Source organism: Bacillus sp. CCNWLW194 (assembly GCF_037120585.1).
Lineage (GTDB): Bacteria > Bacillota > Bacilli > Bacillales > Bacillaceae_G > Bacillus_A > Bacillus_A basilensis.
The window spans coordinates 32,808-56,963 of the sequence record NZ_JBBBBL010000025.1; the positions used below are offsets into that span (position 1 = coordinate 32,808).

Here is a 24,156-nt window from a genome sequence, read left to right on the forward strand (position 1 = left end):
ATAAATAATTATTAAACGGCTATTTGGTACCGTTACATCGATATAAAACTAAGGTTTTGCACTATCCATAAAGTAAAAAAGGCGTTATCCTTTCTGTAGAATTATAGGAAAGGATGGCGTTTTTTATGTCTGTTTCTGTGTCTGATGAATTACAACTATTTGCTCAAGAGATTCAAAGTTTTTTATCTCCAAATACCTTACGGGATCTTGCTAGAGATGTTGGTTTTGTACAACGAACTAGTAAATACCAAGCAAAAGATTTAGTCGCTTTATGTATATGGATGAGTCAAAATATCGCTACAACCTCTTTAGCTCAGTTATCTAGCTGTTTAGAAGCATCCACAGAAGTACTTATCAGTCCAGAAGGACTGAATCAACGGTTTAATACATCAGCCGTTCAGTTTTTACAACATATATTGACTAACCTTCTAAATAAAAAATTAACTTCATCTATGCCACTTTCTTCTCCATACACCTCTGTTTTCAAGCGTATTCGCATTTTAGATTCCACTGCATTTCAGCTTCCAGATATATTTTCAACCATTTATCCTGGGGCTGGAGGATGTAGCCATACTGCTGGGATGAAAATTCAACTTGAATATGACCTATTAAGCGGACAATTCCTGCATATCCATACAGGTCCAGGGAAACAACATGATCGAACCTACGGTTCTCTGTGTGTTCCAACTGTAGCACCAAATGATTTATGTATCCGTGATTTAGGGTATTTTCATTTAAAAGATCTTCAACATATACAAGATAAAAAGGCTTACTATATCTCTCGTATTAAATCCAATACACGTATTTATCAAAAAAATCTCACACCTGATTATTTTCAGGATGGAAGCATCAAGAAAGGTACAGAGTATATACAGATAGATATGGAGGTATTAATGAACTCTCTCCAACCAGGAAAAACCTATGAAATATCCGATGCTTATGTAGGAATGACTGATAAAATCCCAACTCGTGTGATCGTTCATCGGCTAACAAAAGAACAACAACAAAAACGATTACAAGATCAAACTGTAAGAGAAAAAAAGAAAGGAATGAAGTACTCTGCTCGTAGTAAAAGACTTAGCGGTATCAATGTATACATGACCAATACCTCTACAGATATTGTCCCGATGGGACAAGTACATGATTGGTACTCTTTACGTTGGCAAATCGAGATTTTATTTAAAACATGGAAATCATTCTTTCATATTCAGCATTGTAAAAAGATAAAACGAGAAAGATTGGAATGTCATTTGTATGGGCAACTGATTGCCATTCTACTCTGTTCGTCTACTATGTTTCAAATGCGACACTTACTTCTTATGAAAAAGAAACGAGAACTGAGTGAATATAAAGCCATATATATGATTAAAGATTATTTTCTTCTTATTTATCAAGCTACACAGAAAGACACCCAAGAACTATCAAAGATTCTCATTCGCCTGTTCAACCTCCTACAGCAGAACGGGCGAAAATCCCATAGATATGAGAAAAAAACCGTCTTTGATATATTAGGTGTCGTTTACAATTGTACCATGTCTGATGATCAAGCGGCCTAATTCAAAAAATGAAACCCGATAGGGTTTATTTCGCATGCAACTCTTTAAATTCTCTACACCTAGCTTTTAGAAAAAAGAAACAAGTTCTACTATACTTGACGTTGTAAGGGCTTAGCTTGATAGCGATGTGGCGATTCCCCTTAAAGAGGAAATGAAGGTGCTTGGTATAAATGACAGTGACATTTTTCAAATTCAACTAATCGAAAAGCGAGTGTGAATTAAAAACCTTGATAATGTCAAATAACCATAAAAAAATCTCGGCTGAACCTTGTAGGGGTACGGAAACGATTCTGGATATGAGGGGTCATTCTGGAAAAAAATTCAATAATAAAAGTCGTAGGAACTATTACCTACGACTTTTTCCTATTTAAAATTTCATTAATCTGGACAAATATCTAAAACATCATGAAAAAGAGCATATTCTACAGTCACCTGAGGACCAAAGAAAGTTACACCCTCTGGGAATTTGAGATCCATAACAACCTCATTTACTTCTGCATAGGATAGTTGTGTATAATTTTTCGATGTTAAAGATTGAATGACTTGTTGTTCGAATTCCAATTGTTGAATCGTATAGGCCTGTGTGCTATCTCCATCTAAAGTGGACATGAGTGACGTATCATCAGGACAGTCAACTGAAAATTCATGTTGAAAGTAAAACACGGGCACCAACTTTGAAATTAATAAAGTACTGCTGTAGTCAACTTTTAAATTATCTTTTTTATATGGTTTAAAATCAAATATATATTTTTCTGCTGGCCAAATCACATTATTTTTAACAGATGTAGTAAGAATATTACTGTTGTTTGTGAATGATTGTAATTCTATTGGTAATTCAATTTTGCTTTCACATTTTAACAAATATGCATCTTTATCTTCATTTACATAAAATTGTTGTATTGCTCTTTTTACTAATTCATTCATGACTAAATCCCTTCTTTTAACTCATTATTAAATCATGCCCTCCAGATTTATCTGCAGGTTTCGTTTGATTCAAATTGAAATCTACCTCTCCTTGATGTTTCCCTTTACTATTAACTACTTCAAATCTTCCGTGTTGTGTATCTATAGCGTAATAAGTATCTGTTTTTTTATCATAATATACTTCTCTCTTGTTCATTTTAGTTCGTTTATTATCTTTTTTCCAACCTTTTTGATTTGCAACCTCCCGAGAAACTGTTTTTATTTCAGCAACTCTTTCGTTTACATTCATTTTTGCGATTTTTTTATCAAAGGCTGCTACATCAAAGGAGCCTTTTGGTACATTTTTCGTTACATTACCGAGATTCTTAGCCTTTTTCTCAAGATCACCAATCTTTCCAAAAACTTTACCAACAACTCGTGTTGTACCACCAGATACGGCAGCCAGTGTCCCCCATGCATAATCTTCTGGACCATATTTTTGACCTGTTACTAAGTCCTCCCCTTTTATGAGTTGTCCAATTTCTTTTCCTGTACCAATTATAGGCGTAATACCCAATATGAAAGATAAATCTCCATCATTCTTACGATCATATACTCTAGATGGATCAGCACCTAAATCACGTAGTGCATTACTCAAGTCAATATTTCCAATATTTTTGGATGCTGCAGGTACATCAATTTTATAACTCGCAATTTTATTAGCAGAGTCCATCATATTATTAGCTGCATCTAAACCAGACATAATATCTGTATGTATTGTTGGAAATGCTTGTTGGGCTTCTGCAACATGCGTTGAGACACTATTAATTAGTCCATCAGCCATTACTGCTTGTTTATGAATTGATGCTCCAGCTTTTTGTACAGAATCTCCAAATTTTATAAAACTTTTATTTACTACGCGTAAATCATCGGCCATTTGTTTATATTCAGGTAGTCTACTTTTAAATCCTTCTTGCATGGCAGTAAGTTGCTGTCCGTAGTCACGAACACCATCTGCAAATTTTTCTATTTCACCTTTTGGTAATGTGCCAACCCATTTTTCTGCAGGTTCAATAAACACCTTATTAATTGAGAGCGAGTAAAGTGTTGTCATGTCTGTAAACATTATCATGGCATCTATTCCTGCATCTAAAGTATCTACATACCAATCTAACATTTGCTTTTTATAGGATGTCATACTATTTTTATAATCTGTTAAACCATTCACATAGTTTTGAAGGTTAGCTTTATCCTGCTGTACCAAATATTTACCTTCTTGAATTTGTTGAATAATATTACCTGAATCCTGATTTGCCTTATCTAAAACCATAATACTATCTTTTAGTAGCATTAATTTATGGATTTTCCCAAAATCCTCATTCATCATTTCTAAAGTTGTAATAGTAGAATTGTATTTTTCCCTTACAGCTGGATCAGCTTCTTTTTCATAAATCTTATCTACAGTATTCTTCAATTCAGATTTTTTTAGTGTCGTTAGTAATTGAGTGACACTTTGTGTAAATTCACTTGATTCAACTAAAGCCACATCATAATTTTTAGTTTCTTTTGCTTTTTTATAGCGTTCGGAATATTTCTTTACTAACTCAGCACTCGTTTTTAAATCGTCAATATCTTGACGAATCGTATCTATTTTATTAGATAAAGATTGATCAAACACGACGGCAAATAATTTTTGCACAACGTATGTTTGACCATTGTAGTTCACCTTAAACCATAGAGGACCATCTTCCCCTACTACTTCAAGAATTTCATCGTCTCTAACTTCTATAGGGTCAAATCCTCTTGCAACTGTTCTTGATTTGTAGATATTTTGATCCAGGGATTTGATCGTTATCCACCCTTTTACCATTTTACCTGTTCTATCAAATTGGAATTGTTTTCCCTTGTAGGTTACATTGCCTTTTTGAATCACACCGTTATCGTCTGCATAATACCAATGGGTAGTTTGAGAGAACCATCCTTTTTGTGCAGCTCCACTTCCCTTATCAAAATAGTAGTCTTTTCCGTCTACAGTATTCCATCCCGAAGCTAGATTACCATTTTTATCGAAGAGATATGTATCATCCCCTGAACGCAACAATCCAGTATGTTTCACGCCTGGTTTGTCATAATAGTATTTCTTTTCCCCATCTACAACCCAGCCAACCGCGTCATTATTTTTTATACCTGATGTTGCCATAATTGTCTTATATAAGAACATAGAAAATTGCTCTCTTGTTACAATTCCATTTGGATTAAAATTGCCGTCCCCAGTGCCATTTGTTATTTTGTTTCCAGCTAATATTTTGACATATTCGTTGGCCCAGTGACCTTTCATATCCGTAAATGCAACATTTCCTTGCGGTTTTAAATCAAATGTTTTGACAAGCACAGTTGCCATTTCGGCACGTGTCATATTATTTTTCGGATTGAATTTTTTTCAGCATTTACACTGAAAATACCACGTGCTGTTAGTGCCAAAATTTCCTTTTTGAAATTGCTGTCACCAATATCAACAAATGGATTATTTGTACTATCTTGCGGTTTTAAATATCGATACAAGAAAGCAGCGAGATGTTCGCGAGTAATAGGATCCGCTGCACCGAAATACCCATTTCCGTATCCTGTTATAATCTTATTCTCCACCATATACATCATTTCTTTATACGCCCAGTGGGTTTTAGGAATGTCAATAAATGATGATGAATTTCCTTGATTATTTTGTCCTGCATACACTGTTCCTACTGTACTGAATAATAAAATACATATCACAGAACTTAAAAATAATTTCTTAATTGTATTCATAATAGATCTCCTATTCAATTTTTAAAAATATAATTGCAAAATCAGCACTTATTTTATCCTTCATTTACGGCGTTTTATATAATTATCAAATTTCTATTCATACTGATATTTCGCATAAGGACAACCTAAGTCATTCTGTCTAAACAATATTTAATCCATAAGATGTTTCATTTTTAAAATGTAGTAGCCCGTTTATGGAACCTTCTTAATCTACAGTAAAACCAAGCTTTTTAATGTGAAAATCCCTTAGTGTAAAATTCGCATTATGTTGACGAGATCCATAATAATACCAATCTCCTTTCTCTTTGATGCGGCCTATTTGATTTAAAACTTCGACTTACTCTGTAAACATTGGTGCATAGGTAGAAAATAATTAAAATAATGATAATATAAGTCCTATGATTTTCTTCATACTCGCATCTCCTTATCAATTCGTAAAAACTTTTTAATTATATATTAGGTTTCATTTTTATTAAAATAAAAAAATATAAATATGCATAATTGCATATTTACCTTCTCAATAGAGTGTACCCTATCGAGAAGAAATCTTTTCCTTGATATTATTAGTCTCAGAGACTCTCAAAAACACCCTTTATAGAAAATTTTTGACCCATAGGAAACCTCATTTATTTCATTTTTATTATCATTCTTTATTGCAAATCTACATCTTTTTTAAGTAAGTGACTTCATATTTTAAATTAGATGCGGAATGTATCAAGTACATTATCTTTTTCTTCTTTATTAATTCCAATGTATCTTAGTGTAATTTGTGGTGTACTATGATTTAATATTTCTTGTAACTCAATTACATGATCGCCGAATCGTTTTATATGTCTACGATTCACAAAAGAAAGCATATGGGGTGTAATAAAAATGAAAATACAAATTGTATTGTTTGACGGCTTCGGAGAGCTTGTCTCTTTCGCACCTTTTGAGGTACTCAAAAGAGCGATAGAAGAAGGGGCTCCATTTACGGTTGAACTAATATCAAGTGAACCAAAACAAGAAATTACTACTTCGTTTGGAATTACGGTTAAACTAAATGATTTTTTACGAATGGATAATCGTCCAGATCTGTTAATTGTACCTGGTGGTGGCTGGAATCATAAAGCTGAACATGGGGCACGAAAGCAAGCAGAGCTTGGAACCCTGACCGAAATGATTAGAGAGATGCACAACGAAGGAACGATCGTTGCTGGAGTTTGTACCGGAGGTATGCTACTAGCTGCCTCCGGTATATTGAATGGTCGAAAAGCGACGATGCACTATTTGGCGAAGAATGAAATCATTGGATACGGGGCAGAGCTTCTTCGTTACAGAATTGTTGATCAAGGGAATATTATCACTGCAAGAGGAGTCACTTCAGGACTTGATTTGGGGCTTTGGATCACGGAAAGGTTCGCAAGCCCTAAAATTGCAGCTGCCGTTGAATATAGAATGGAATACGAGAGGCGAGGTGTTGTTTGGAGTTAATTTGAATTCTTTTTTATTGGCTTAATCACAGGGTTCTTGCTGTAGACCGCAAAGTAGCTATTCGTATATATAAAATTGAAGCCAATCCTGGCTTTTTTTATTGTTTGTTTTTCCCTAAACTAAAAGTGTAGGTAGCTATTTTATACAGAGGGAGAGACAAGCATGAAGAAGAATTGGAAATAAAAGTAAGTCTATGACCTATTTTTACACATATCTCGGCTGTACCCCTACTGCAGTAAAAAACAAATCTTGCTGAATTTTCGATTCCTCCTGAAATGAAGGTCTATTATAAAAGAAAATCAACCATCCCCAACCCCTTCCAATCTTGGAAGGGACTCGCTCGGCGCTAGCCAGGCAAACAGGTTTGGAAGACCTTCAAACCTATTTGGGGTCACCATATCAAAAAAAAGAAAATTGTACGTTTGGACACAATTTAGACACAAAACATCCGGTTCCTTGTACGCTAAGGGACCGGATATTTATTTTACTGTTTTATATAGCGTACAATTTCTCGCTTACGAGGTCTGTGTAGCAACCGAACCAAATCCAGATTAACATCCATCCGATTCACAATTAAATATTCCAATATGTTAAATGGCTAAGTAGGGGTACGGAAACGATTCAAGGTATGAGGGGCCACTCTGGGAAAATATTCAAATTAATAAGGTGAATATAAACAAGAAATCTATCTGCGGATAGGTTTTTATTTTACAATGAAGATGGTTGAATATTGAAATATATATAGATTCTAGGGGGATTAGTTATGCCTAGTATTCAAGATACGATATATCCAAGAATCAAACATAATCTAAGTACGGAAGATTTAAGGAGTGTATATACGCCAACCAGAAGCGAAATAGAATGGACAAGTTTGAAAACAAAAGGAACATTACAGCAACTAGCGTTACTAATTTTGCTAAAAACTGTACAAAATCTTGGCTTTTTTACACGTATTTCAGATATACCTCCAATTATAATTAAACACATTGCACAGTCCGCTCAATTACCTATCCCTATTGAAACTGAATGGGAAGCATACAGTAAAACACGTACTATAAAAAGACATTATCACTTTGTGAGACAGTATCTAAACATTCAACAATTTGATCATAATGCTCGTCAAATTATGCTTGATACAATGAAACATATAGCTGGAAGCAAAGATGATCCAGCTGATTTAATTAATGCAGCTATTGAAGAATTAATACATCAAAGATATGAATTACCCGTCTATAACACTTTTAAAGAAGCGGCTAATGAAATAAGACACAAGTCTTATCGTTTCATTTACGAGCAAGTATATGAATCCTTACAAGAGCAACAATTACAACAGATAGACTGTTTATTTCAAACAGAACTTGATACCTTTTATAGCCCATGGAATCGCCTCAAAGAAGATGCCAAACGTGCCTCTTTATTTCATTTAAAAGAGTTAATTATGCATCACGATTGGTTAATACAGCAACAAATACCTGTTCATCTTCTCGAAAGTTTTTCTTCAACCAAAATACAACAAATGGCTGCTGAAGCCAAAACATTAGATGCTTATCGTATGTCAGAAATAGAAAAGAAGAAAAGATATACGTTAGCCATCTCTTTGGTTTCTGTACAAACATCAAGAATACTAGATAATATTGGTGAAATGCTGATAAAACGTATGATGAGTATCCATAAAAAAGGACGTGAATTTTTACAGGATTATAAAAAACAGACACAAAAACGAACGGATTCTTTAGTAGCCACTTTACAGCATATACTTATGGCCTACCAAACGGAAGGAATGCCTGAAGAACGTTTACAAGCTATCCAACAAGTACTTGGAGATAAAGAAGATCAAGTATTACAAGATTGCGAGGATCATCTAGCACTTAGTGGGGATAATTATTATTTGCTTTTACAAAAATTCTTTAAAAGTCATCGCTCTACACTATTCAAAATTTTAGAGGTATTCCCTTTACGGTCAACAAATCAGGATTCATCTATAGTAGAAGCCATTCAATTTCTATTATCTCATCAACATACCAGAAAAGAATGGATATCAGTCGCTCATATAAAAAAGATTGGACTGTGGAAAAGGGAAGTGACACCTCTTCTGAACTTGTCTTGGATACCTGATGGTTGGTGGAGATGGTTAAGCCCTAAAAAGAAAAGAGAAGTTGTTCCAGAGGAACTGAATCGTCGGCATTTTGAAGTATGTGTATTTTCACAAATTATGTGGGGGTTGAAATCTGGAGATTTATATATTGAAGGTAGTGAAAAATATGCAGATTATCGAAAACAATTGATTTCATGGGAAGAATATGAAGAGAACCTTGAGGAATTTTGTAATCAATTAAACTTACCTAGTTTAGGTTCAGATTTCACAAAAAAGATACATGATGACCTTCAACAAGTTTGCCATAATACCAACAAATCTTTCCCACATAATCGACAAATTCGAATTGAAAAAGGTGAAGTCGTAATTGGAAAACTAAAAAAGAACAAGGTTCCTCCTGAATTAAAAGATCTTGAAAATTATATTATGTATAATTTAGAACCAATTAACGTTCTAGATATGTTAGCAGACACAGAATATTGGCTCAATTGGACACGTTTCTTTGGACCTATTTCAGGATATGAGAGCAAATTAGAAAACCATATTGAACGTTATGTAACAAATACATTCTGCTACGGATGTAACTTAGGTCCTACTCAAACAGCTCGTTCAATACAAGAAATAGATCGAAAGCAAATTGCTTGGATTAATCAAAGACATGTAACAGTTGAAGATTTAGACAAAGCAATTCGATATATTATTAATGCTTATAATCGTTTTGAACTTCCAAAATATTGGGGAGATGGAAAAAGTGCATCAGCAGACGGAACGATATGGGATGTCTATGAACAAAATCTTTTATCTGAAAACCATATTCGATATGGGGGTTATGGGGGTATTGGATATTATCATGTTTCCAACACATATATTGCTTTATTTAGTAATTTTATTCCTTGTGGGGTTTGGGAAGGAATACATATATTGGATGTTTTGATGAATGAAAAAGTAGATATTCAACCAGAAATTCTGCATTCGGATACTCAAGGACAAAGCACCACAGTCTTTGGTTTAGCTACTTTATTAGGTATTCAGTTAATGCCCCGCATTCGCAATTGGAAGCACTTAAAATTATTTCTCCCCAATTCACAAGACAATTATGAACATATTGATGAACTATTTTCAGGAGAAATCAATTGGAGTATGATTGAAAATCACTACCCAGATATGCTTAGGATCGCGATGTCAATCAAAGCTGGTAAAATTACTCCCTCTACTATATTGAATACACTAGGCACATATAGTAAGAGAAATAAATTATATCAGGCATTTTGTGAATTAGGCAGAGCTATTAGAACGATGTTTTTGTTACAATTCATGTCTAATGAAGAATTACGACGTACCATTCAATCTGCAACAAATAAATCTGAAGCATTTAATGGATTTACAAAATGGCTCTTTTTTGGAGGAGAAGGCATTATTTCTGAGAATGATCGTGAGAAACAGAAGAAAATTATTAAGTATAATCACTTGGTTGCCAACTGTCTTATTTTTTATAATGTGTTTTCCATGTCTAAATTAATTCGCGAGTATGAAAAACGAAAAGAGGAATTTAATAAAGAATTGATTTGTTATTTAAGTCCCTACATGACAGCACATATAAATCGATTTGGAAAATATCATATTGATTCAAATCGTAAACCAGAAAATCTTCCATTTGATCCTTCAACTTTTTCAAAAAATAAGATGTTCATTTAAATGTTATGTACAAAAAAACGTAGGAATATTTAATTCCTACGTTTTTTATAAGTTAATCAGATTTTTTACTATTAAAACTCCTCAAATTCATCAATTTCAGCTTTACGCTTTAAAAATATTTCAATATCTTTATTCTCTCTTTCCATTAAACCAAGAGCATGTCTATCGTTTAAAGCTAATTCTTTATAACCCCATATATATTCTATTGTTGTCTCTTTACTATGTTTATGATCCGCAAAATACCATTCTAAAGGTTGTAAAGGATTAGATACTTCAAACAATTCGGCGGGGTACCATGAAGGCAAGTTTTCATTTTCACCTAAGATTAGATAGTCTAATTCTCCATTCAATGAACTAATACCATAAACCACATATTCCTTATGGATTTCTAAATTTATAATCGAATCTCGATTATATCCTTGTTTTAATAAACCCTCTGAAAATGTATCTCCTGAATTTTTTATACACATTACCTTCATATAGAAGCTCCTATCAACAAAAAATTAATTTTTAAATTTAAAATCATCAAATTCGCCTGTTCTAGTATTTTTAACATAATGAATTTCTACACCATTTACATTATGCGCCATTTTCACCCATCCGTCTTCTTTAGGCCAACGAGGATCCGTCATTGGTATTCTCGTTAGAACTATTCCTTGTGGATTTGATTTAACTTCTTTCATTGCAAGTTGCTCTTCTAATGTATTTGCGGTGGTTCTACCTGTAGAGCCTCTTCCTAATACTTTCACTTCATGTTTTGTATTCTTAGCAGCCGCTTCTAGTGCCTTTCCTTTCTTTTCAAGGTCACCAATCTTTCCAACAACTTTCCCGACTACTCGTGAAGTACCACCTGACACAACGGCCAGTGTACCCCAGCCATAGTCTTCAGGTCCATATTTTTTTCCTGTTACTACATCCTCGCCTTTGACAAGTTGTCCAATTTCTTTTCCTGTTCCAACAAAAGGGGTAATATCTAATATAAATGATAAATCTCCGTCATTCTTACGATCATATATTCTAGAAGGATCTCCACCCAAATCACGCAATGCATTATTTAAATTAATATTCCCAATGTTAGCTGCTGCAGTAGGGATATTATACTTATGTCCGACAACTTTAGAAGCTGTGTCCATAAACGCATTTCCAAAATCTAATCCAGTATTTACATCAGTATAGATGCCTGGTACTCTTTCTTGCATGGTTTGTAAATCTTTTGCTATGACTGGAACATTCTTTCTTGTTACTTGTACAAGTTCCTCCATTCCAGGTTTCGCCTGATCTATGGAGTGTTTCAATCGAATCGCACTTGTTGCAATGTTTCCTAAATCCTCAAATGTACCATTGTCGTGTAATACTTGCTGAATACGCTTATGACTCTCTGCTAATTCATGAATCGAATCTGCAATTTGTTTTAAATAAATATTACATTGGTCTTGAAATTTTCCTACGTTTTGTATATCTTCTCTAATTACGTCATAAATTTGATTGTTAAACTCCACCATTTGAGTAAGAGATTTTAACACTTCTTCCTGGAATCGAACCATTTCATGAGATTTTCTTAATATTTGTTCTGAAAAATGATTTGCTCGTTCTTCCCCATATATGCCAGCTCTTTCTGCGTCAGCAATAAACATAGTAATGAGTTGATGCATTTCTTCTTTTGTTAAACGGTCCCAATCATTTTTTACTTTTTGTTGTAAGTCTTTCATTTTCTTTTGAAAATCAATAACTATAGCCTTTTGCTCTTCTAAAGAAGAAATTCGATTATCAATATCTGCAGCAATATTATTATAAGTATTTGCATCATCAATAATGCCATTTTCCATTTTCTGCAATACATCTACTGTATTATTTAAAAGTGTTTGATCGCTTTTTATATAATCAAAAACACCTTCAAAAATTTTGAGTTTGCCCCCTAGCAAAGTTAGAGGTTTTTTCGCTTCTTGGTCAAAAATAATGGCATCATGAATCCGTACATATCCTTTTTCACCTTTATACATTACTTCATACCAAGAAGCAACTTTTCCTGTTACTTCTATTAATTCACCAGTACTTACACGCTTTGCTCGTAAAACTTTCTTTAAATCTGGTTCTGGATACACTTTTTTTACAGGGGATTCTAATGTGATCCATCCTTTTACCATTTCTCCATCTTTATTAAAAGAGAAAACCTTATCTTTATAAGTAAAATCTCCGGTTTGTAAGGAACCATTCGGATGTAACAAATACCAATCGTATTCCATTTTCATCCAACCGCTTTTCTGTTCATGAGATTCATCAAAATAATACGGTTTTTCATTTACAAAGCGAAGTCCAGAACTTAAAAAACCACCTTCATTGAAATAATACATTTTTCCATCAATGGATTGTGCACCTGTTTGCATCACACCTGATGGACTAAAATAATACGTCCCTGTAGGTAATTTTATCCAACCTGTTTGCATGATTCCGTTATCATCAAAATAATATTTTTTCTCATCTATAACTTGAAATCCCTTGGCTGGTTGTCCATCTTTTCGAAAATAAATCCACTTGTTATTATCTTTTTGAACCCATCCTTGCGTATTATCTAACAAGATAGTCGACTTTATTTTGTCTAGAAAATCTAGATTTTCATATAAAACTTTTATGTCTTCATCTATTCGCTTATCAATATTTTTTATAACGTTAGGAGGGAAGTATTTTTCGGGATCCTTTTTATATTCTGTTGTCATAAATAGTGAAAGATTCATTCCTTCTTTAACAACATCCCAGGAACGTGTTGGATTTTCTCCTAGGACTACAGATTCAAAAATTCTTACATACCCTATTTCCCCTTGGTATTTTACTTGATACCAAATACCTTGTTTACCAATAACCTCTAGTAAATCCCCGTCTTTTACTGGTTTCGACTCAAATAAAAATTTTGTTTCTGGTTTGGGATACATTCTTTTAATTTTAGAACGTAATGTAATCCATCCTTTTTCCATTTCTCCATACTTATTAATTTCAAATTGTTTCCCTTGATAGGTAATAACACCCGTTGCATATTTACCATCACGTATATAACTCCAAGCTGTTCCAGAAAAACTCCATCCTGTTTGCAATTTTCCTGGTTCTTTGTAATGCATCCATTCATTTCCGACTAATTTTTTGCCTTCAAACAGTCTACCATCTTTAAAGAAATCATATTCTATGCCATCTAATGTGATTTTTTCTGTTCTTTTACTGCCATCTTTTTCGTAATAATACCAATTCTCTTTTTCCTTCACCCAGCCTACTTTATTTAAAACTTCGGCTGCTTCTGTAAACGTTGGTGCATAGGTAGAAAATAATAAAAATAATGATACTATAAGTCCTATGAATTTCTTCATACTCGCATCTCCTTATCAATTCATTAAAAACCCTTTAATTATATATTAAATTTTATTGTTATTGCAATGATGAATATAAATATATATAATTGCATATTCTCCTTCTCAATAGAGTGTACCCTATTGAGAAGTAATCCCTTTCCTTGATATTATTAGTCTCAGAGACTCTCAATAACACTTATAAAAAATACAATTGAAATTATGGGACAGGAAGAATTCTTATTACAAGCTGTAAAATCTTATATAAGCGATTTACAACAACGACAAATATTTATTAAGAAGAAAAAGCGTAGAAATTGAATCTTTCTACGCTTTTTAAAGTATTCAATTTACATACTCATTTCCGTGAAATCACCATATGCACTATCAACTTAATAGGAATGTTAATTATTTTAAATTAAGCCAATCTTTGCAGAAAAACCCTATATACTATATGAGTGTATATAGAAAACATACTTAAAGGAGAACAGAACATGATAAAACATATACTCAGTTTCATACTTGGAACATTTGTTATGATAATTGGTTCCTTTTGGGTTATTCCCTACACCCTTGAAGCAATTGACAGTAACGTAAGCTATATTACTCATGACAAAAAGTATTTTAGTAAGTTATATGAATATGACATTAACCTTTGGATGATTGCAATGCTTATATTTTGCATTTTTACTGCGATTTCTGTTCTTATACTCAAGTTACCCGATTATAAGAAAAATAAAAGCACTCCTATAAAAAAATATAGTCAAACAAATGGGCGAAAAAAAACAAAGAGAAGGCGTCGTAAATAATTGTTTTTTATGTTAGAGTTTTTACTTCCAAAAATATCTTAGCGTATAATAACCGCGTTTTGACGTTGGTACCCCTTAATGGGACCGCTATACTTAATTAAAAACTCATCAATTACTTTAATTTCGTATTCTTCATTTATAGTATCCATTTTCCTAGTGGAAATTTTCCGAATGTGTAAGTTTGAAAACATCACGCTCTGGAATGTGTTTGTATAGCATGTTTTCTTCTTTGACAAGAATATCATAAGAATGATAGTCGTGTTCAATCGAGCCGCCAAAATCTCTAATGTCAATTGTTCCATCGAGCATCTTATTTCCGAATTTAAACGACACTTTTTCACCTAATTGGAACTTCATTAGTGGAAAATCTCGATCTTTATTATAATACATGTATTTCACTCCTATCATTTTTTTAAAGCCAAGGTACCGTCAGCAGTTTAGAAAAACCTCAAGCTAAGCAAAAAATAAAATAAGCTATCTATTTAGACTACTTATTTATATAATTTTCGTTATCGAAAGTTCATTATTTGCAGGTTAAACTCATTGAAATCTGTCGATCTATAAAACCGAGTTCTTTATATAATTCTCTTGCAAAGTTCTTTACATGAACATTTAATCGTATTTCTTTATATCCTTTTAAAAACAATTCGTCTATACCTGCTTGCATCAATTTCTTTGAAAGCTTTTGGCCACGATACTCTGGTAAAATGTATAATTCGTAAATGAATCCTACACTTTCTTGTGAAAAGTAATCTTTACCACTGCCAATTAGAATCCATCCTTTTAAGTCGTCACCATCTTTGGATACTAGGTAGTATGCCCCTTGCTCTAATGTTGTTTGTACAATTTCTTTTACCCGTTCATGTGTAGGTTTAAAGGTCTTAGCAGTTCCTTCGTATAAAGCATTATTTGATCTTACTAGAATTTCATTAAGATCATTTTTACTAGCCTGTTTAATCATATTTTTTCGCCTCCTAATATTAAAGCACCCCCCCTCCTGTTAGGAGAGATGGTCAATCTTTGTTATGTTTTTCTAACATTTGAATAATCTTATCTAACTTTTGCTCAACTGGATCTTGATTTTTACGATTGCTGGTATGCCGAATTATACGTATAATCCCGCCAAACAGTGCGCCAATGATTATCGCAATAATAGTGTAAGAAATAGTGGTTCCTAAAGACATTATTCAGAACCCCTTTTTCCTTATTATACCATTTGAGAGAAGTGATATGTTCTGTATTTTAGGTTGTATATTCTATGCATGCAATGTTCACTTAACGTCTCATTATCGGTAGTAAGGAATGAGGCGGAATCTTCAATTAGGATGATGATATAATTAAGTGGGAATTTACTTTATTTTATAATTTATGAGGTGGAAAATGGACTCTTTAAAAATAAATAAATCTAAATATATTATCTCTAACATCAAAGATATTCTGTATAAAAAGCTCACTCTTGATAAACCGATAACTAAAGATGAGGTGAAAAAATTAAACCTAGTTAATCCTACTGTATGCAAAAATGAGAAGTATCTCATACAGGCACGGTGGTTTTGTAGTATGAATATCGGAGAGTGGGAAGATGTAGAAGTTATCATTCAAGGAAATAATGAAAATCCCAATGTTGAGATTATCGATATGGCAGAAAAAATATTCGATGAACTCTATCTCCATATAAGCTGTGCATTAAAATATCTACAGAAATTCTTCCCTAATCAAGAAATGAAGAACTACTACCTAACCACAATATCTTTTGGAAAGATGGCTAATATTGACGATTATATATTGCCAGGTTTTAGTTTAGCGTTTATTTATGAAGGCACTTATGAGTTTCAGTATAAAGTAAAATTTAAAGACAATGGATGGCCGATCGGTTTTGAAGGTGGGCCACTTTAATAATCATAGATAATTTTTCTTATTGTGGGATTTAAAATAAAAATTAACTGTTTGTAAAAAAGTTGCAATGCTAAGAGGATTTTAGCTAATAAAACAAATATAGTTCGTTTTGTTGTTATTTAGAGGCTAATTGAATATGTAAAATTATTAAGATTTAGGAAGTAGGATTTTGTTCTGTCCCACTTCCATTTCATTAGTTATTTTAACGTCTTTACTTTCAAAGAGTACACGAAAGTAACTTACTAGAAACATTTTTGCATCTCTTAGTCTAATCTTCAGTTAAACGCCCATTATGCCAAAGCTGTTGATAATACGGATGTGTTTTTTGTAATGCTTCATGTGTGCCTTGACCTGACAAGCGTCCTTCTTCAAAGACAAGGATTTGGTCTGCACTTGTAATCGTGGATAATCGATGGGCGATGATGATCGTCATCCGGTTTTTCGTTAACGCTTGAAGAGCAAGCTGCACTTCACGCTCTGATTCGTTATCTAAGTTCGATGTCGCCTCATCAAGTAATAAGATTCTCGGATTTCGTAAAATCGCACGAGCAATCGCAATACGCTGTTTTTGACCACCCGAAAGCTTAATACCTCCTTCACCAACCTCTGTATCGAGGCGTTTGTCCAGCTGCATGACAAAATCATAGGCATAGGCTGCTTTTAATGCGGCAAGTACCTCTTGTTCGCTTGCTCCATTCGTCCCGTACATGACGTTTTCACGAATCGTTCCATTTAATAACGGTGCATTTTGACTTACATAGCCAAACAGCTCACGCCACTCTGTTAAGTTAAATTGCTCAATGTTTTCTTTACCATACAGTATCGTACCTGATGTCACGTCATAAAATCGTTCAATAAGGGAGAACATCGTCGTTTTCCCGCCACCACTTCGGCTGACAAAGGCCGTTGTTTCATTTGGCTTTAACGTAAACGTCATACCGTTTAACACGTACTTTTCGTTGTACTTAAACGACACATTTTCAAAATGAATCGGCTGTGACGTAGCAGTTACCGGTTCACCGTCTTGTACTTCACTCTTCTCATCTAAGGCCTCGACAATACGCTCTGTTGCGCCAAGTGTTTTTTGTAAATCAGTAAAGAATGTCGCCATTTGTGTAAATGGCATAATAATTTGCACTAAATAAATCATGATTGCCACAAGCTCGCCAGAACTAATGGCACCTGAAGCCACCTGTGAACCGCCGTACCCAAAAATCGCAATGAGAACAACCATCATGAGCAACGTCATATGTGGTGAAAGAATCGCAACAATTTTTGCTTCTTTTAACCCGTACTTGTACAGCTGTTGAATTTGCTTTTTTCCGCCTGCTAGCTCCTGCTGCTCTGTTTGCGAAGCTTTCACGAGGCGAATGTTTGTTAAAATTCTCCCTAATCGTCCACCGAATCCTGCCAACTCATCTTGATTGGCTTTCGAAATCGCGTACATTTTTTCCCCTAACGGATACGTCACAAAAATTGTTAGTGGTACGGCGATCAGTAACAGTAGCGTCATTTTCCAGTCAATCCACAGTAAAACAACGACTGCACCGAGTATCGCGAAAAGCCCCGATACAAACGACACGAGCTTTTCCGTTACAAACTCCTTCACGACGTTTGTATCCTGCGTAATTCGACTCATCGTTTCGCCAGATTCATGTGCATCGTAATACGTTAATCGTAAATGTAGCATATGCTCCCATACTTCTGTTCGTAAATTCGCGACAACTCCTTCACCTAAACGACGCATCATATAAAATGTAAAGGCACTAAGCATTGCCTGTACAATTAAAACGCCAATGACTGGTAAGAGTGACGTTAATGCAAAACCATTATCTGAAATTTGATTAATAAGCTTCATTGTTAGTAGTGGTACAGCAAGTCCAGCTGCCACCTCTACGATACTTATAAAAAATAAAAGGACTAATTGACCATTCGCCATTTGACTGCGATTCATCAAAATCCAAAGCTGTGAGATTTTCCCTTGCATTATGATTCACTGCTCACTTTCACCATGACCTTTTCAAAACGGAAAAACTCATACTCTTCATCCGATTCCGACTCTTCGCCTTCAACATTTGGCCCCGGGTTGCCTTGGTGATAAAACTCGACAATTTTAAAGCCGCATTTATTAACGTAAAAATGAATATTACGCTTTTCAAAATATGGTGTGTGCAGCTCCCAAACCTCCGTCTCTGGGAACGCTGCTTCTATCGCTTCCCACGTTTTAGTGCCAAGACCTTTGCCATGTGCATTTGCCCTTGTATACAGGAAGTCCACTTCGTTTCGCTGGGTTTCGTTATTAATTTTCAATACGACACCACCGATTCTTTCGCCGTTTAGTACAAGTTGACGTACGACCGATTCTTTGGCAGTAAGTGAATGATCGAAATCTTCATCAGACGGGATTGGTCCCATTTCTGTCGGATTTTCCGCATCTGTAAAACTATCTTGTAACCCTTTCATAAATGCCTCTTGTAATTCTGCCTTAAATGTTGCTAGCTCGTCCTGCGGTACAGGTGCTAACGTAATTTGTTCATTTAGTTTTGTCATTTATAAAAAAACCTTTCTTTTAAACTGATTAAAATATTCGACCGACTGTTAAAAATAGTAGACTCCAAAGTAAAGCACTCACTCCAGCATATAGCATGTACGATTTTAGAGGCATATGCGAACTTCCACAAAAGTACCCCGTAACATGTCGCATGCCAGGAACAAAATAGCTGACTATAATGGCCGGGGCTCCGTATTTTTGAATCCAACCTTCCGCCTTATTACTCCATTTCAGTGAGAAACTCAACCATTTACCAAGCCAAGTTAGTAGTGGACGACCGATTCTTTTTCCTATCTCATAACTAACAAGCATGCCTATAAAAGACCCACTAAAAACAGCTAGCAAAGAAAAACTATAATGTAACAGCCCGATTTTCGTAAAATAGCCGACAAGTAGTACCATCGCTTCATCGGGAATCGGCAGGCTAAATAACCCGAGGGCAAGCACAATAAAAACAGCTGCGTACCCGTAGTATTCAATTAATTGATCAATATACCCCATGGCACTCTCCTTCATCAACCTTAATGCGTTCAACACAATAACGATTGCTTGTCTCATTTAAGTTTTCTTGTTAAGTTCACAAGGAATAGTGTAAGGTATGGAGTAACTCTAGAGTAAAGAAAGAAGTGAAAAGAAATGAAAAATAAATTCAAAAAAACATTTTCCACAGGGGAATTTGCCAAGTTACTTGAAATCAATAAAGATACGTTGCTTTATTATGATAAAATCGATTTATTTAAGCCTGCAGGTACCTTTGAAAACGGCTATCGCTACTACACATTTGATCAGTTCAACCAATTTGAAGGCATTCAATCGCTCCGTGCCGTTGAGTTACCAATTAAAGAACTCAAAACGTATTTTGATGCGCCTAACATCCAAATTTTGCAACAACTAGCGATGGTACAGAAAGAAAAAGTGGCAAAGGAAATCCAAAAATTGCAGGACATTCAATTTTTCCTAGAACGAACGGTTGCCCTGACAAAAGAGATGGAGGTGATTTTATTTGGTAAAGTTTTGCTGAAGCAATTACCAGCCGAACCTGTTGTGTATAGCGACGAGAAAATAGATTGGTCGGTATCAATGGAGGAACTTTACGAGCAATCTACGCCATTTTTAAAAAAACTTGGGGTTAAAAGTACAGCCGCATACGGTATTGTGTATTCAAAAGAAGATTTTCTAAATAAGGAGTCTGGAGAGGTAAGCTACCTATTTTGTCACCTAGATGACCCGTCAGCAAGAATAAAACCAGCTGGACACTATGCGATTATTTATCATCAAGGAACTTATGATGAAATCTCGCAGACCTATCATACGCTGCTTGCTTATTTAGAACAGGAGCAGTTGTTGTTAGATGGTGATATTTATGAGGAATATTTACTGCACTCGATAGCAGCTAAAGAGGAAAAAGATTATATTACAAAAATTAGTGTGAAGGTAAAAACACGTGAGGCGAGTTATCAACCTCTTTAAAGTTTGTCATACTTTACGTCTATCTTGCTAGATAGGCGTTTTATTTTTTCAAAACCTCTCTCAAAATTTTTAAAAAATTCAAAACTCTATTATGAAGAATATTTTAAAAGGTTAATTGTTAAATCTACAATTAATATTGGCCTTTAGTTAAAAGCAATCTTCCACAATAGGGCGCGATTGTTGAACAAGAATTACAAGGGTGACACATATTACACATGACTAATATGTATCACCCTTTATTTTTTATAACTTTTTGCGTTTTAGGTATTGATAATAAAATCAGCGGTCGCTGTGATAATTGCGGCAATTCCGCATTCAAAAGTTCCATTAAAAATTTCATCTTCTTAAGAGAATGCCGTCATTGTGGTATGAAGAAAATCATCTAGCCCCTAGGTAGGGAGTTTTCCTTTATAAAATAAAAAGCAGCTATTAGGCTACTTAAGGTTTGTCTTATCACCAAATAAAATGATATATATATTCTCCCGTTATACTTTCATCAACTCCTGCAACTCTAGCAAATCTCATCAATTCAGCCCCCTGAAGGAAATACATTGTTAGCATAATTGGCACCCGTGACCACATAAACCGATAAAGCTCATCCACCCTTTGCTTAGTCGTAACGATTAAATCATTCGCAGGTCCATTAATCCATGCAGTTGTCCTAACTGAAGTAAACGGAAGATCTTTCCCATTAACCACTATCCTCGCCATAATATGTGTTATATCCACATCGATCCCTCATTCCAAGAACCAAATCTGTTTTCCATATTTACATAAGTATTCAACGCTATAAAAAATGTTTAAAATGCTTCTTTATAAAATAAAAAAGCAGCGGATTCGCTACTTTAAGAATAATCTTTCATCATTTGTTCTTTCATATCTAATTCATCTTTGTACATCAATACAAGCGCCAATGCTGTATCATAGTACGTTTTCTTACTAATAGAGGTGTTACAAGCACAATTTTCACTGACAAAATTTTTAAATTCATCATTTTCTTCACCAAACATAAATGATAGCTTCTTTTCATTGATCTCGTATTTAATCAAGCATTGTGCCATTCTTTCAATTAGCCCCATGTTAGTACCAAATATATGTTTCTTTCGTTCTCTATTCAACCAATTCATATATAAATTTTTTGATTTAACATCTAAGTCGTCCCTGTTGCAATGTTTGCATAAAAATATCATATTACTAGGATGACAAGTACCTCCTACTGCATTAGGTATGATATGTGCTTTAACGAATCCGTTGGTCTTCTTATTCCAATAACCCTTTAGTTCAACGTCGTTGTTTATATCATTACAAATCATTTCACTGTTTTTTCTACAGCGAAAGCACTGCAATCCATCAATTTCAACATATGGAATGCCCTCGTCATCTTCTTTATCTAACCAATATCGCATAATGTCATAACCGCTTATATTTTTCCGTTTCCGACTCATACGTCATTCTCCTTTAGATTTTTTGATGACATATCCCGTTCTCGTATGTATCTATACAAAGTAGCTCTAGCAACATTAAACATCTCACAAACTTCCATCTTTGTCTTACCAGCAGCTAACATCTCCATCATACCTTGAATTTGCTGTGGGGTGTGAGCCTTCTTCCTTCCACCTTCTCTTCCTCTTTCTTTAGCAGCAGCTACATCACTAATAACACGTTCATTAATTACTTCACGTTCCATCTCAGCCATTGCACCGAATATATGGAATAAGAACCTTCCCATTGTTGTAGATGTATCAATGTCATCTTTAATAGAAACAAAGTGAATTCCCTTTTCATTAAATTCCTGAAGTAAATTAACAAGTTGGTGCATAGTTCTACCTAAGCGATCTAACTTATAAACCACTAAGGTATCATCTTTACGAAGTTTATTAAGAAGCATTTGAAGCTCCTTCCTATCCTTCTTCGCACCACTTTCTTTTTCAGTTATGACTTCTTCACAACCATATCTTTCCAACTTATCTAATTGCATAACCAAACTTTGCTTTTTAGTCGATACCCTCGCATAACCGAATATCATTCCCTATCATCCTCTACTTTTGATACACTGCAATCATTGATATTTGGCTATTAATGATTACGTCTCACAATCAAATGTTTTTGAGACACATTAAATTATTTCAGAAGGTATTCTTTCATATAACACTAATCAAAAATTATGTTTTTAAATATTGGCTCAAATCTCGCGTTATCTGGAACATATAAAAAGAGAAATATCTTTCCTGCTCATACCTTAAAAGCATTGATCCAATAATGATGATATATAAACAATAGTCTGGTTGTTGGACAAATCTTTCTTAAAGGTATTTTCACATGTTTTAATTAAATAATGAAATTATCTAAAGGAGTGTTCTATATGAAATTCAAATTGAAATTTAAGTCTCAAAAAGGAACCGCGTTAAAAATCGCAATAAATAAAAATGTACAATATCCTAATTCAATAGAAAACATCTACTTTTCACTTCAAATTCTATATGTCCTTATTAAATTGGTACAAGCATTAGTTAATTAATTGAAGCTTGTATCTTCATTAATTGTGTTCGTTTGTTTTGTTAGATGTTCAATCAAATTGAAACGGTATCCTTCGAGTTAATAAGTACTAATAAAAACATAATAAAAAAGAGTGCGATTAAGATATGCACTCTTTCAAAAGATTTTACCAATCTCGATGTTCACCATGATCATGATCACGATCGCGGTCATGATCACGTCTACGACGACACTCATCACAATCGCAATCGCGTCTACAATGACAGTCATTAAAATCGTTTCTTCTGCGTCTACGGCCGCATCCGCAAAATACTAAATCATCCCAAAAGTTATTACAATCACGAGAATGTCCAAAATTCTTATTCCATCCCATAGATATGATTCCCTCCTCTAAAAATAGAATTCATCATATTCTATGAATAAAAGGTGAAAACAGCTTGTTTACTAGTCTATGTTTTGTGTTTTAGATTAATAATATTTCAATTTGCAAGTCTATCTCATCTCTCAATTTCCAACCGTTATGTTCATTTGTTTTTTTAAATAGGCTAATCTATCAATTATATTAAATCCATTAATCAAACTATTACATATTAATGATTCATACATATACTATAGTAGATTACTAGAAAGGAGGCGTAACCATGGATAGTTGCGTTGTGTTTGTAAATGGACAACCTTTTTTAGTTCTCTCAGTAGCTGGTATTGAAATTGCTAGATTGGAGATTTCTCTTCAGGTAGCATTGGCTCTAAGAGTGCTTGGAATACCAATCTGCGATTAATTACCACATCAAAAAAAGAGGGCATTAGCTCTCTTTTTTATTTTCCCCTTATCTTTTCTTAACAACGAAGAAGACACCACCAGATTACGGCAGCGCCTACGATAATTGCTATTGGTTTAATCATCCATAATTCCATCCAATTCATGGTTACTATTCTAAATAGACCAACGATATATTATAATCCTTTATATACCCAAGGAGGTTTATCATGCTCGGCTTTCATAAAAAACTACCCATCTTAGGATTCTTTTTGTTTTTATACGGTTTCATCGGTATCATCTTTTTATTACTATTCC

Annotated in this window: 22 protein-coding genes and 2 pseudogenes; 8 read left to right on the forward strand and 16 right to left on the reverse strand. The window is 34.2% G+C overall.

The genetic code is table 11. The annotated features are described in order from the left end of the window. The first annotated feature begins 125 nt into the window (after positions 1-125). Positions 126-1,556: an IS4 family transposase gene (locus V7S50_RS31375; protein ID WP_086423312.1), complete on the forward strand. Its 1,431-nt coding sequence runs from the start codon at positions 126-128 to the stop codon at positions 1,554-1,556. A 378-nt stretch (positions 1,557-1,934) separates the two neighbouring features. On the opposite strand, the gene V7S50_RS31380 is transcribed toward V7S50_RS31375, so the two are convergent. The 4 genes and pseudogenes from V7S50_RS31380 to V7S50_RS31395 form a co-directional block, all read right to left on the reverse strand. Further along, positions 1,935-2,480 (reverse strand): hypothetical protein, encoded by a 546-nt coding sequence (locus tag V7S50_RS31380; protein WP_336376746.1) that lies wholly within the window; start codon positions 2,478-2,480, stop codon positions 1,935-1,937. A gap of 16 nt (positions 2,481-2,496) precedes the next feature. Continuing rightward, on the reverse strand, positions 2,497-4,875 hold the full coding sequence (locus V7S50_RS31385; RefSeq protein WP_336376745.1) for an S-layer homology domain-containing protein: 2,379 nt from the start codon (positions 4,873-4,875) through the stop codon (positions 2,497-2,499). Then, entirely contained in the window at positions 4,872-5,264 is a 393-nt protein-coding gene (locus V7S50_RS31390) for an S-layer homology domain-containing protein (RefSeq protein ID WP_336376744.1), read from the reverse strand. The genes V7S50_RS31385 and V7S50_RS31390 overlap by 4 nt, the downstream gene beginning before the upstream one ends. A 698-nt stretch (positions 5,265-5,962) precedes the next feature. Further along, a pseudogene (locus V7S50_RS31395) lies at positions 5,963-6,064 on the reverse strand (tyrosine-type recombinase/integrase); the annotation flags it as partial. A 73-nt stretch (positions 6,065-6,137) separates the two neighbouring features. Here V7S50_RS31395 and V7S50_RS31400 point away from each other — a divergent pair. Continuing rightward, positions 6,138-6,737 carry a DJ-1/PfpI family protein gene (locus tag V7S50_RS31400; protein ID WP_336376743.1) on the forward strand — a complete coding sequence of 200 codons (600 nt, stop codon included), beginning with the start codon at positions 6,138-6,140 and terminating at the stop codon, positions 6,735-6,737. 763 nt (positions 6,738-7,500) lie between these two features. Then, positions 7,501-10,527, forward strand: coding sequence for a Tn3 family transposase (locus V7S50_RS31405; RefSeq protein ID WP_336376742.1), 3,027 nt, complete (start codon positions 7,501-7,503; stop codon positions 10,525-10,527). A 71-nt stretch (positions 10,528-10,598) separates the two neighbouring features. On the opposite strand, the gene V7S50_RS31410 is transcribed toward V7S50_RS31405, so the two are convergent. Both V7S50_RS31410 and V7S50_RS31415 read right to left on the reverse strand, forming a co-directional pair. Beyond that, the gene (locus tag V7S50_RS31410) at positions 10,599-11,006 is read right to left on the reverse strand and encodes a hypothetical protein (protein WP_336376741.1); all 408 of its coding nucleotides are present in this window, start codon (positions 11,004-11,006) and stop codon (positions 10,599-10,601) included. A gap of 24 nt (positions 11,007-11,030) precedes the next feature. After that, on the reverse strand, positions 11,031-13,880 hold the full coding sequence (locus V7S50_RS31415; protein ID WP_336376740.1) for a pre-toxin TG domain-containing protein: 2,850 nt from the start codon (positions 13,878-13,880) through the stop codon (positions 11,031-11,033). Between the two features lie 473 nt (positions 13,881-14,353). On the opposite strand from V7S50_RS31415, the gene V7S50_RS31420 reads away from it, so the two are divergent. Next, entirely contained in the window at positions 14,354-14,668 is a 315-nt protein-coding gene (locus tag V7S50_RS31420) for a hypothetical protein (protein ID WP_336376739.1), read from the forward strand. 153 nt (positions 14,669-14,821) lie between these two features. Here the strand turns inward: V7S50_RS31420 and V7S50_RS31425 are convergent, their stop codons facing one another. The 3 genes from V7S50_RS31425 to V7S50_RS31435 all read right to left on the reverse strand — a co-directional run bounded on the left by V7S50_RS31425 (position 14,822) and on the right by V7S50_RS31435 (position 15,852). Next, positions 14,822-15,058: a hypothetical protein gene (locus tag V7S50_RS31425; protein WP_336376738.1), complete on the reverse strand. Its 237-nt coding sequence runs from the start codon at positions 15,056-15,058 to the stop codon at positions 14,822-14,824. A 133-nt stretch (positions 15,059-15,191) separates the two neighbouring features. Beyond that, positions 15,192-15,629 (reverse strand): GNAT family N-acetyltransferase, encoded by a 438-nt coding sequence (locus tag V7S50_RS31430; RefSeq protein ID WP_147807513.1) that lies wholly within the window; start codon positions 15,627-15,629, stop codon positions 15,192-15,194. Positions 15,630-15,681: 52 nt separating this feature from the next. After that, entirely contained in the window at positions 15,682-15,852 is a 171-nt protein-coding gene (locus V7S50_RS31435; protein WP_336376737.1) for a DUF4083 family protein, read from the reverse strand. A gap of 196 nt (positions 15,853-16,048) precedes the next feature. Here V7S50_RS31435 and V7S50_RS31440 point away from each other — a divergent pair, with 196 nt between their 5' ends. Then, on the forward strand, positions 16,049-16,564 hold the full coding sequence (locus V7S50_RS31440; RefSeq protein WP_336376736.1) for a hypothetical protein: 516 nt from the start codon (positions 16,049-16,051) through the stop codon (positions 16,562-16,564). Positions 16,565-16,832: 268 nt separating this feature from the next. Here V7S50_RS31440 and V7S50_RS31445 read toward each other — a convergent pair whose 3' ends face one another. Genes V7S50_RS31445 through V7S50_RS31455 form a run of 3 tightly spaced genes read right to left on the reverse strand, consistent with a single transcriptional unit; the run spans position 16,833 to position 19,631 of the window. Beyond that, positions 16,833-18,551, reverse strand: coding sequence for an ABC transporter ATP-binding protein (locus tag V7S50_RS31445; RefSeq protein ID WP_336376735.1), 1,719 nt, complete (start codon positions 18,549-18,551; stop codon positions 16,833-16,835). After that, positions 18,551-19,114, reverse strand: coding sequence for a GNAT family N-acetyltransferase (locus V7S50_RS31450; protein ID WP_336376734.1), 564 nt, complete (start codon positions 19,112-19,114; stop codon positions 18,551-18,553). Before V7S50_RS31450 ends, V7S50_RS31445 begins: the two co-directional genes overlap by 1 nt. 28 nt (positions 19,115-19,142) lie before the next feature. After that, positions 19,143-19,631 carry a DedA family protein gene (locus V7S50_RS31455; RefSeq protein WP_336584453.1) on the reverse strand — a complete coding sequence of 163 codons (489 nt, stop codon included), beginning with the start codon at positions 19,629-19,631 and terminating at the stop codon, positions 19,143-19,145. Between the two features lie 120 nt (positions 19,632-19,751). On the opposite strand from V7S50_RS31455, the gene V7S50_RS31460 reads away from it, so the two are divergent. Then, positions 19,752-20,585, forward strand: coding sequence for a MerR family transcriptional regulator (locus tag V7S50_RS31460; RefSeq protein WP_336376732.1), 834 nt, complete (start codon positions 19,752-19,754; stop codon positions 20,583-20,585). A 272-nt stretch (positions 20,586-20,857) separates the two neighbouring features. Beyond that, positions 20,858-20,971: pseudogene (locus V7S50_RS34210) on the forward strand (hypothetical protein); the annotation flags it as partial. Positions 20,972-21,038: 67 nt separating this feature from the next. Here the strand turns inward: V7S50_RS34210 and V7S50_RS31465 are convergent. From V7S50_RS31465 to V7S50_RS31480, 4 genes are all read right to left on the reverse strand, one after another. Beyond that, the gene (locus V7S50_RS31465; RefSeq protein WP_336376731.1) at positions 21,039-21,296 is read right to left on the reverse strand and encodes a hypothetical protein; all 258 of its coding nucleotides are present in this window, start codon (positions 21,294-21,296) and stop codon (positions 21,039-21,041) included. 134 nt (positions 21,297-21,430) lie between these two features. Beyond that, positions 21,431-22,030 (reverse strand): HNH endonuclease signature motif containing protein, encoded by a 600-nt coding sequence (locus tag V7S50_RS31470; protein WP_336376730.1) that lies wholly within the window; start codon positions 22,028-22,030, stop codon positions 21,431-21,433. Continuing rightward, entirely contained in the window at positions 22,027-22,611 is a 585-nt protein-coding gene (locus tag V7S50_RS31475; protein ID WP_336376729.1) for a recombinase family protein, read from the reverse strand. The genes V7S50_RS31470 and V7S50_RS31475 overlap by 4 nt, the downstream gene beginning before the upstream one ends. A gap of 636 nt (positions 22,612-23,247) precedes the next feature. Further along, positions 23,248-23,454 carry a hypothetical protein gene (locus tag V7S50_RS31480; RefSeq protein WP_336376728.1) on the reverse strand — a complete coding sequence of 69 codons (207 nt, stop codon included), beginning with the start codon at positions 23,452-23,454 and terminating at the stop codon, positions 23,248-23,250. Between the two features lie 268 nt (positions 23,455-23,722). Here V7S50_RS31480 and V7S50_RS31485 point away from each other — a divergent pair, with 268 nt between their 5' ends. After that, positions 23,723-23,860, forward strand: coding sequence for a DUF3956 domain-containing protein (locus tag V7S50_RS31485; protein WP_000376554.1), 138 nt, complete (start codon positions 23,723-23,725; stop codon positions 23,858-23,860). Positions 23,861-24,156 lie beyond the last annotated feature (296 nt).

Excerpts from the sequence above, each read along its gene's own strand:
- V7S50_RS31375 (WP_086423312.1), top strand. The coding sequence starts at position 126 with ATGTCTGTTTCTGTGTCTGATGAATTACAACTATTTGCTCAAGAGATT.
- V7S50_RS31380 (WP_336376746.1), bottom strand. The coding sequence starts at position 2,480 with ATGAATGAATTAGTAAAAAGAGCAATACAACAATTTTATGTAAATGAA.
- V7S50_RS31385 (WP_336376745.1), bottom strand. The coding sequence starts at position 4,875 with ATGACACGTGCCGAAATGGCAACTGTGCTTGTCAAAACATTTGATTTA.
- V7S50_RS31390 (WP_336376744.1), bottom strand. The coding sequence starts at position 5,264 with ATGAATACAATTAAGAAATTATTTTTAAGTTCTGTGATATGTATTTTA.
- V7S50_RS31400 (WP_336376743.1), top strand. The coding sequence starts at position 6,138 with ATGAAAATACAAATTGTATTGTTTGACGGCTTCGGAGAGCTTGTCTCT.
- V7S50_RS31405 (WP_336376742.1), top strand. The coding sequence starts at position 7,501 with ATGCCTAGTATTCAAGATACGATATATCCAAGAATCAAACATAATCTA.
- V7S50_RS31410 (WP_336376741.1), bottom strand. The coding sequence starts at position 11,006 with ATGAAGGTAATGTGTATAAAAAATTCAGGAGATACATTTTCAGAGGGT.
- V7S50_RS31415 (WP_336376740.1), bottom strand. The coding sequence starts at position 13,880 with ATGAAGAAATTCATAGGACTTATAGTATCATTATTTTTATTATTTTCT.
- V7S50_RS31420 (WP_336376739.1), top strand. The coding sequence starts at position 14,354 with ATGATAAAACATATACTCAGTTTCATACTTGGAACATTTGTTATGATA.
- V7S50_RS31425 (WP_336376738.1), bottom strand. The coding sequence starts at position 15,058 with ATGTATTATAATAAAGATCGAGATTTTCCACTAATGAAGTTCCAATTA.
- V7S50_RS31430 (WP_147807513.1), bottom strand. The coding sequence starts at position 15,629 with ATGATTAAACAGGCTAGTAAAAATGATCTTAATGAAATTCTAGTAAGA.
- V7S50_RS31435 (WP_336376737.1), bottom strand. The coding sequence starts at position 15,852 with ATGTCTTTAGGAACCACTATTTCTTACACTATTATTGCGATAATCATT.
- V7S50_RS31440 (WP_336376736.1), top strand. The coding sequence starts at position 16,049 with ATGGACTCTTTAAAAATAAATAAATCTAAATATATTATCTCTAACATC.
- V7S50_RS31445 (WP_336376735.1), bottom strand. The coding sequence starts at position 18,551 with ATGCAAGGGAAAATCTCACAGCTTTGGATTTTGATGAATCGCAGTCAA.
- V7S50_RS31450 (WP_336376734.1), bottom strand. The coding sequence starts at position 19,114 with ATGACAAAACTAAATGAACAAATTACGTTAGCACCTGTACCGCAGGAC.
- V7S50_RS31455 (WP_336584453.1), bottom strand. The coding sequence starts at position 19,631 with ATGAAGGAGAGTGCCATGGGGTATATTGATCAATTAATTGAATACTAC.
- V7S50_RS31460 (WP_336376732.1), top strand. The coding sequence starts at position 19,752 with ATGAAAAATAAATTCAAAAAAACATTTTCCACAGGGGAATTTGCCAAG.
- V7S50_RS31465 (WP_336376731.1), bottom strand. The coding sequence starts at position 21,296 with ATGGCGAGGATAGTGGTTAATGGGAAAGATCTTCCGTTTACTTCAGTT.
- V7S50_RS31470 (WP_336376730.1), bottom strand. The coding sequence starts at position 22,030 with ATGAGTCGGAAACGGAAAAATATAAGCGGTTATGACATTATGCGATAT.
- V7S50_RS31475 (WP_336376729.1), bottom strand. The coding sequence starts at position 22,611 with ATGATATTCGGTTATGCGAGGGTATCGACTAAAAAGCAAAGTTTGGTT.
- V7S50_RS31480 (WP_336376728.1), bottom strand. The coding sequence starts at position 23,454 with ATGGGATGGAATAAGAATTTTGGACATTCTCGTGATTGTAATAACTTT.
- V7S50_RS31485 (WP_000376554.1), top strand. The coding sequence starts at position 23,723 with ATGGATAGTTGCGTTGTGTTTGTAAATGGACAACCTTTTTTAGTTCTC.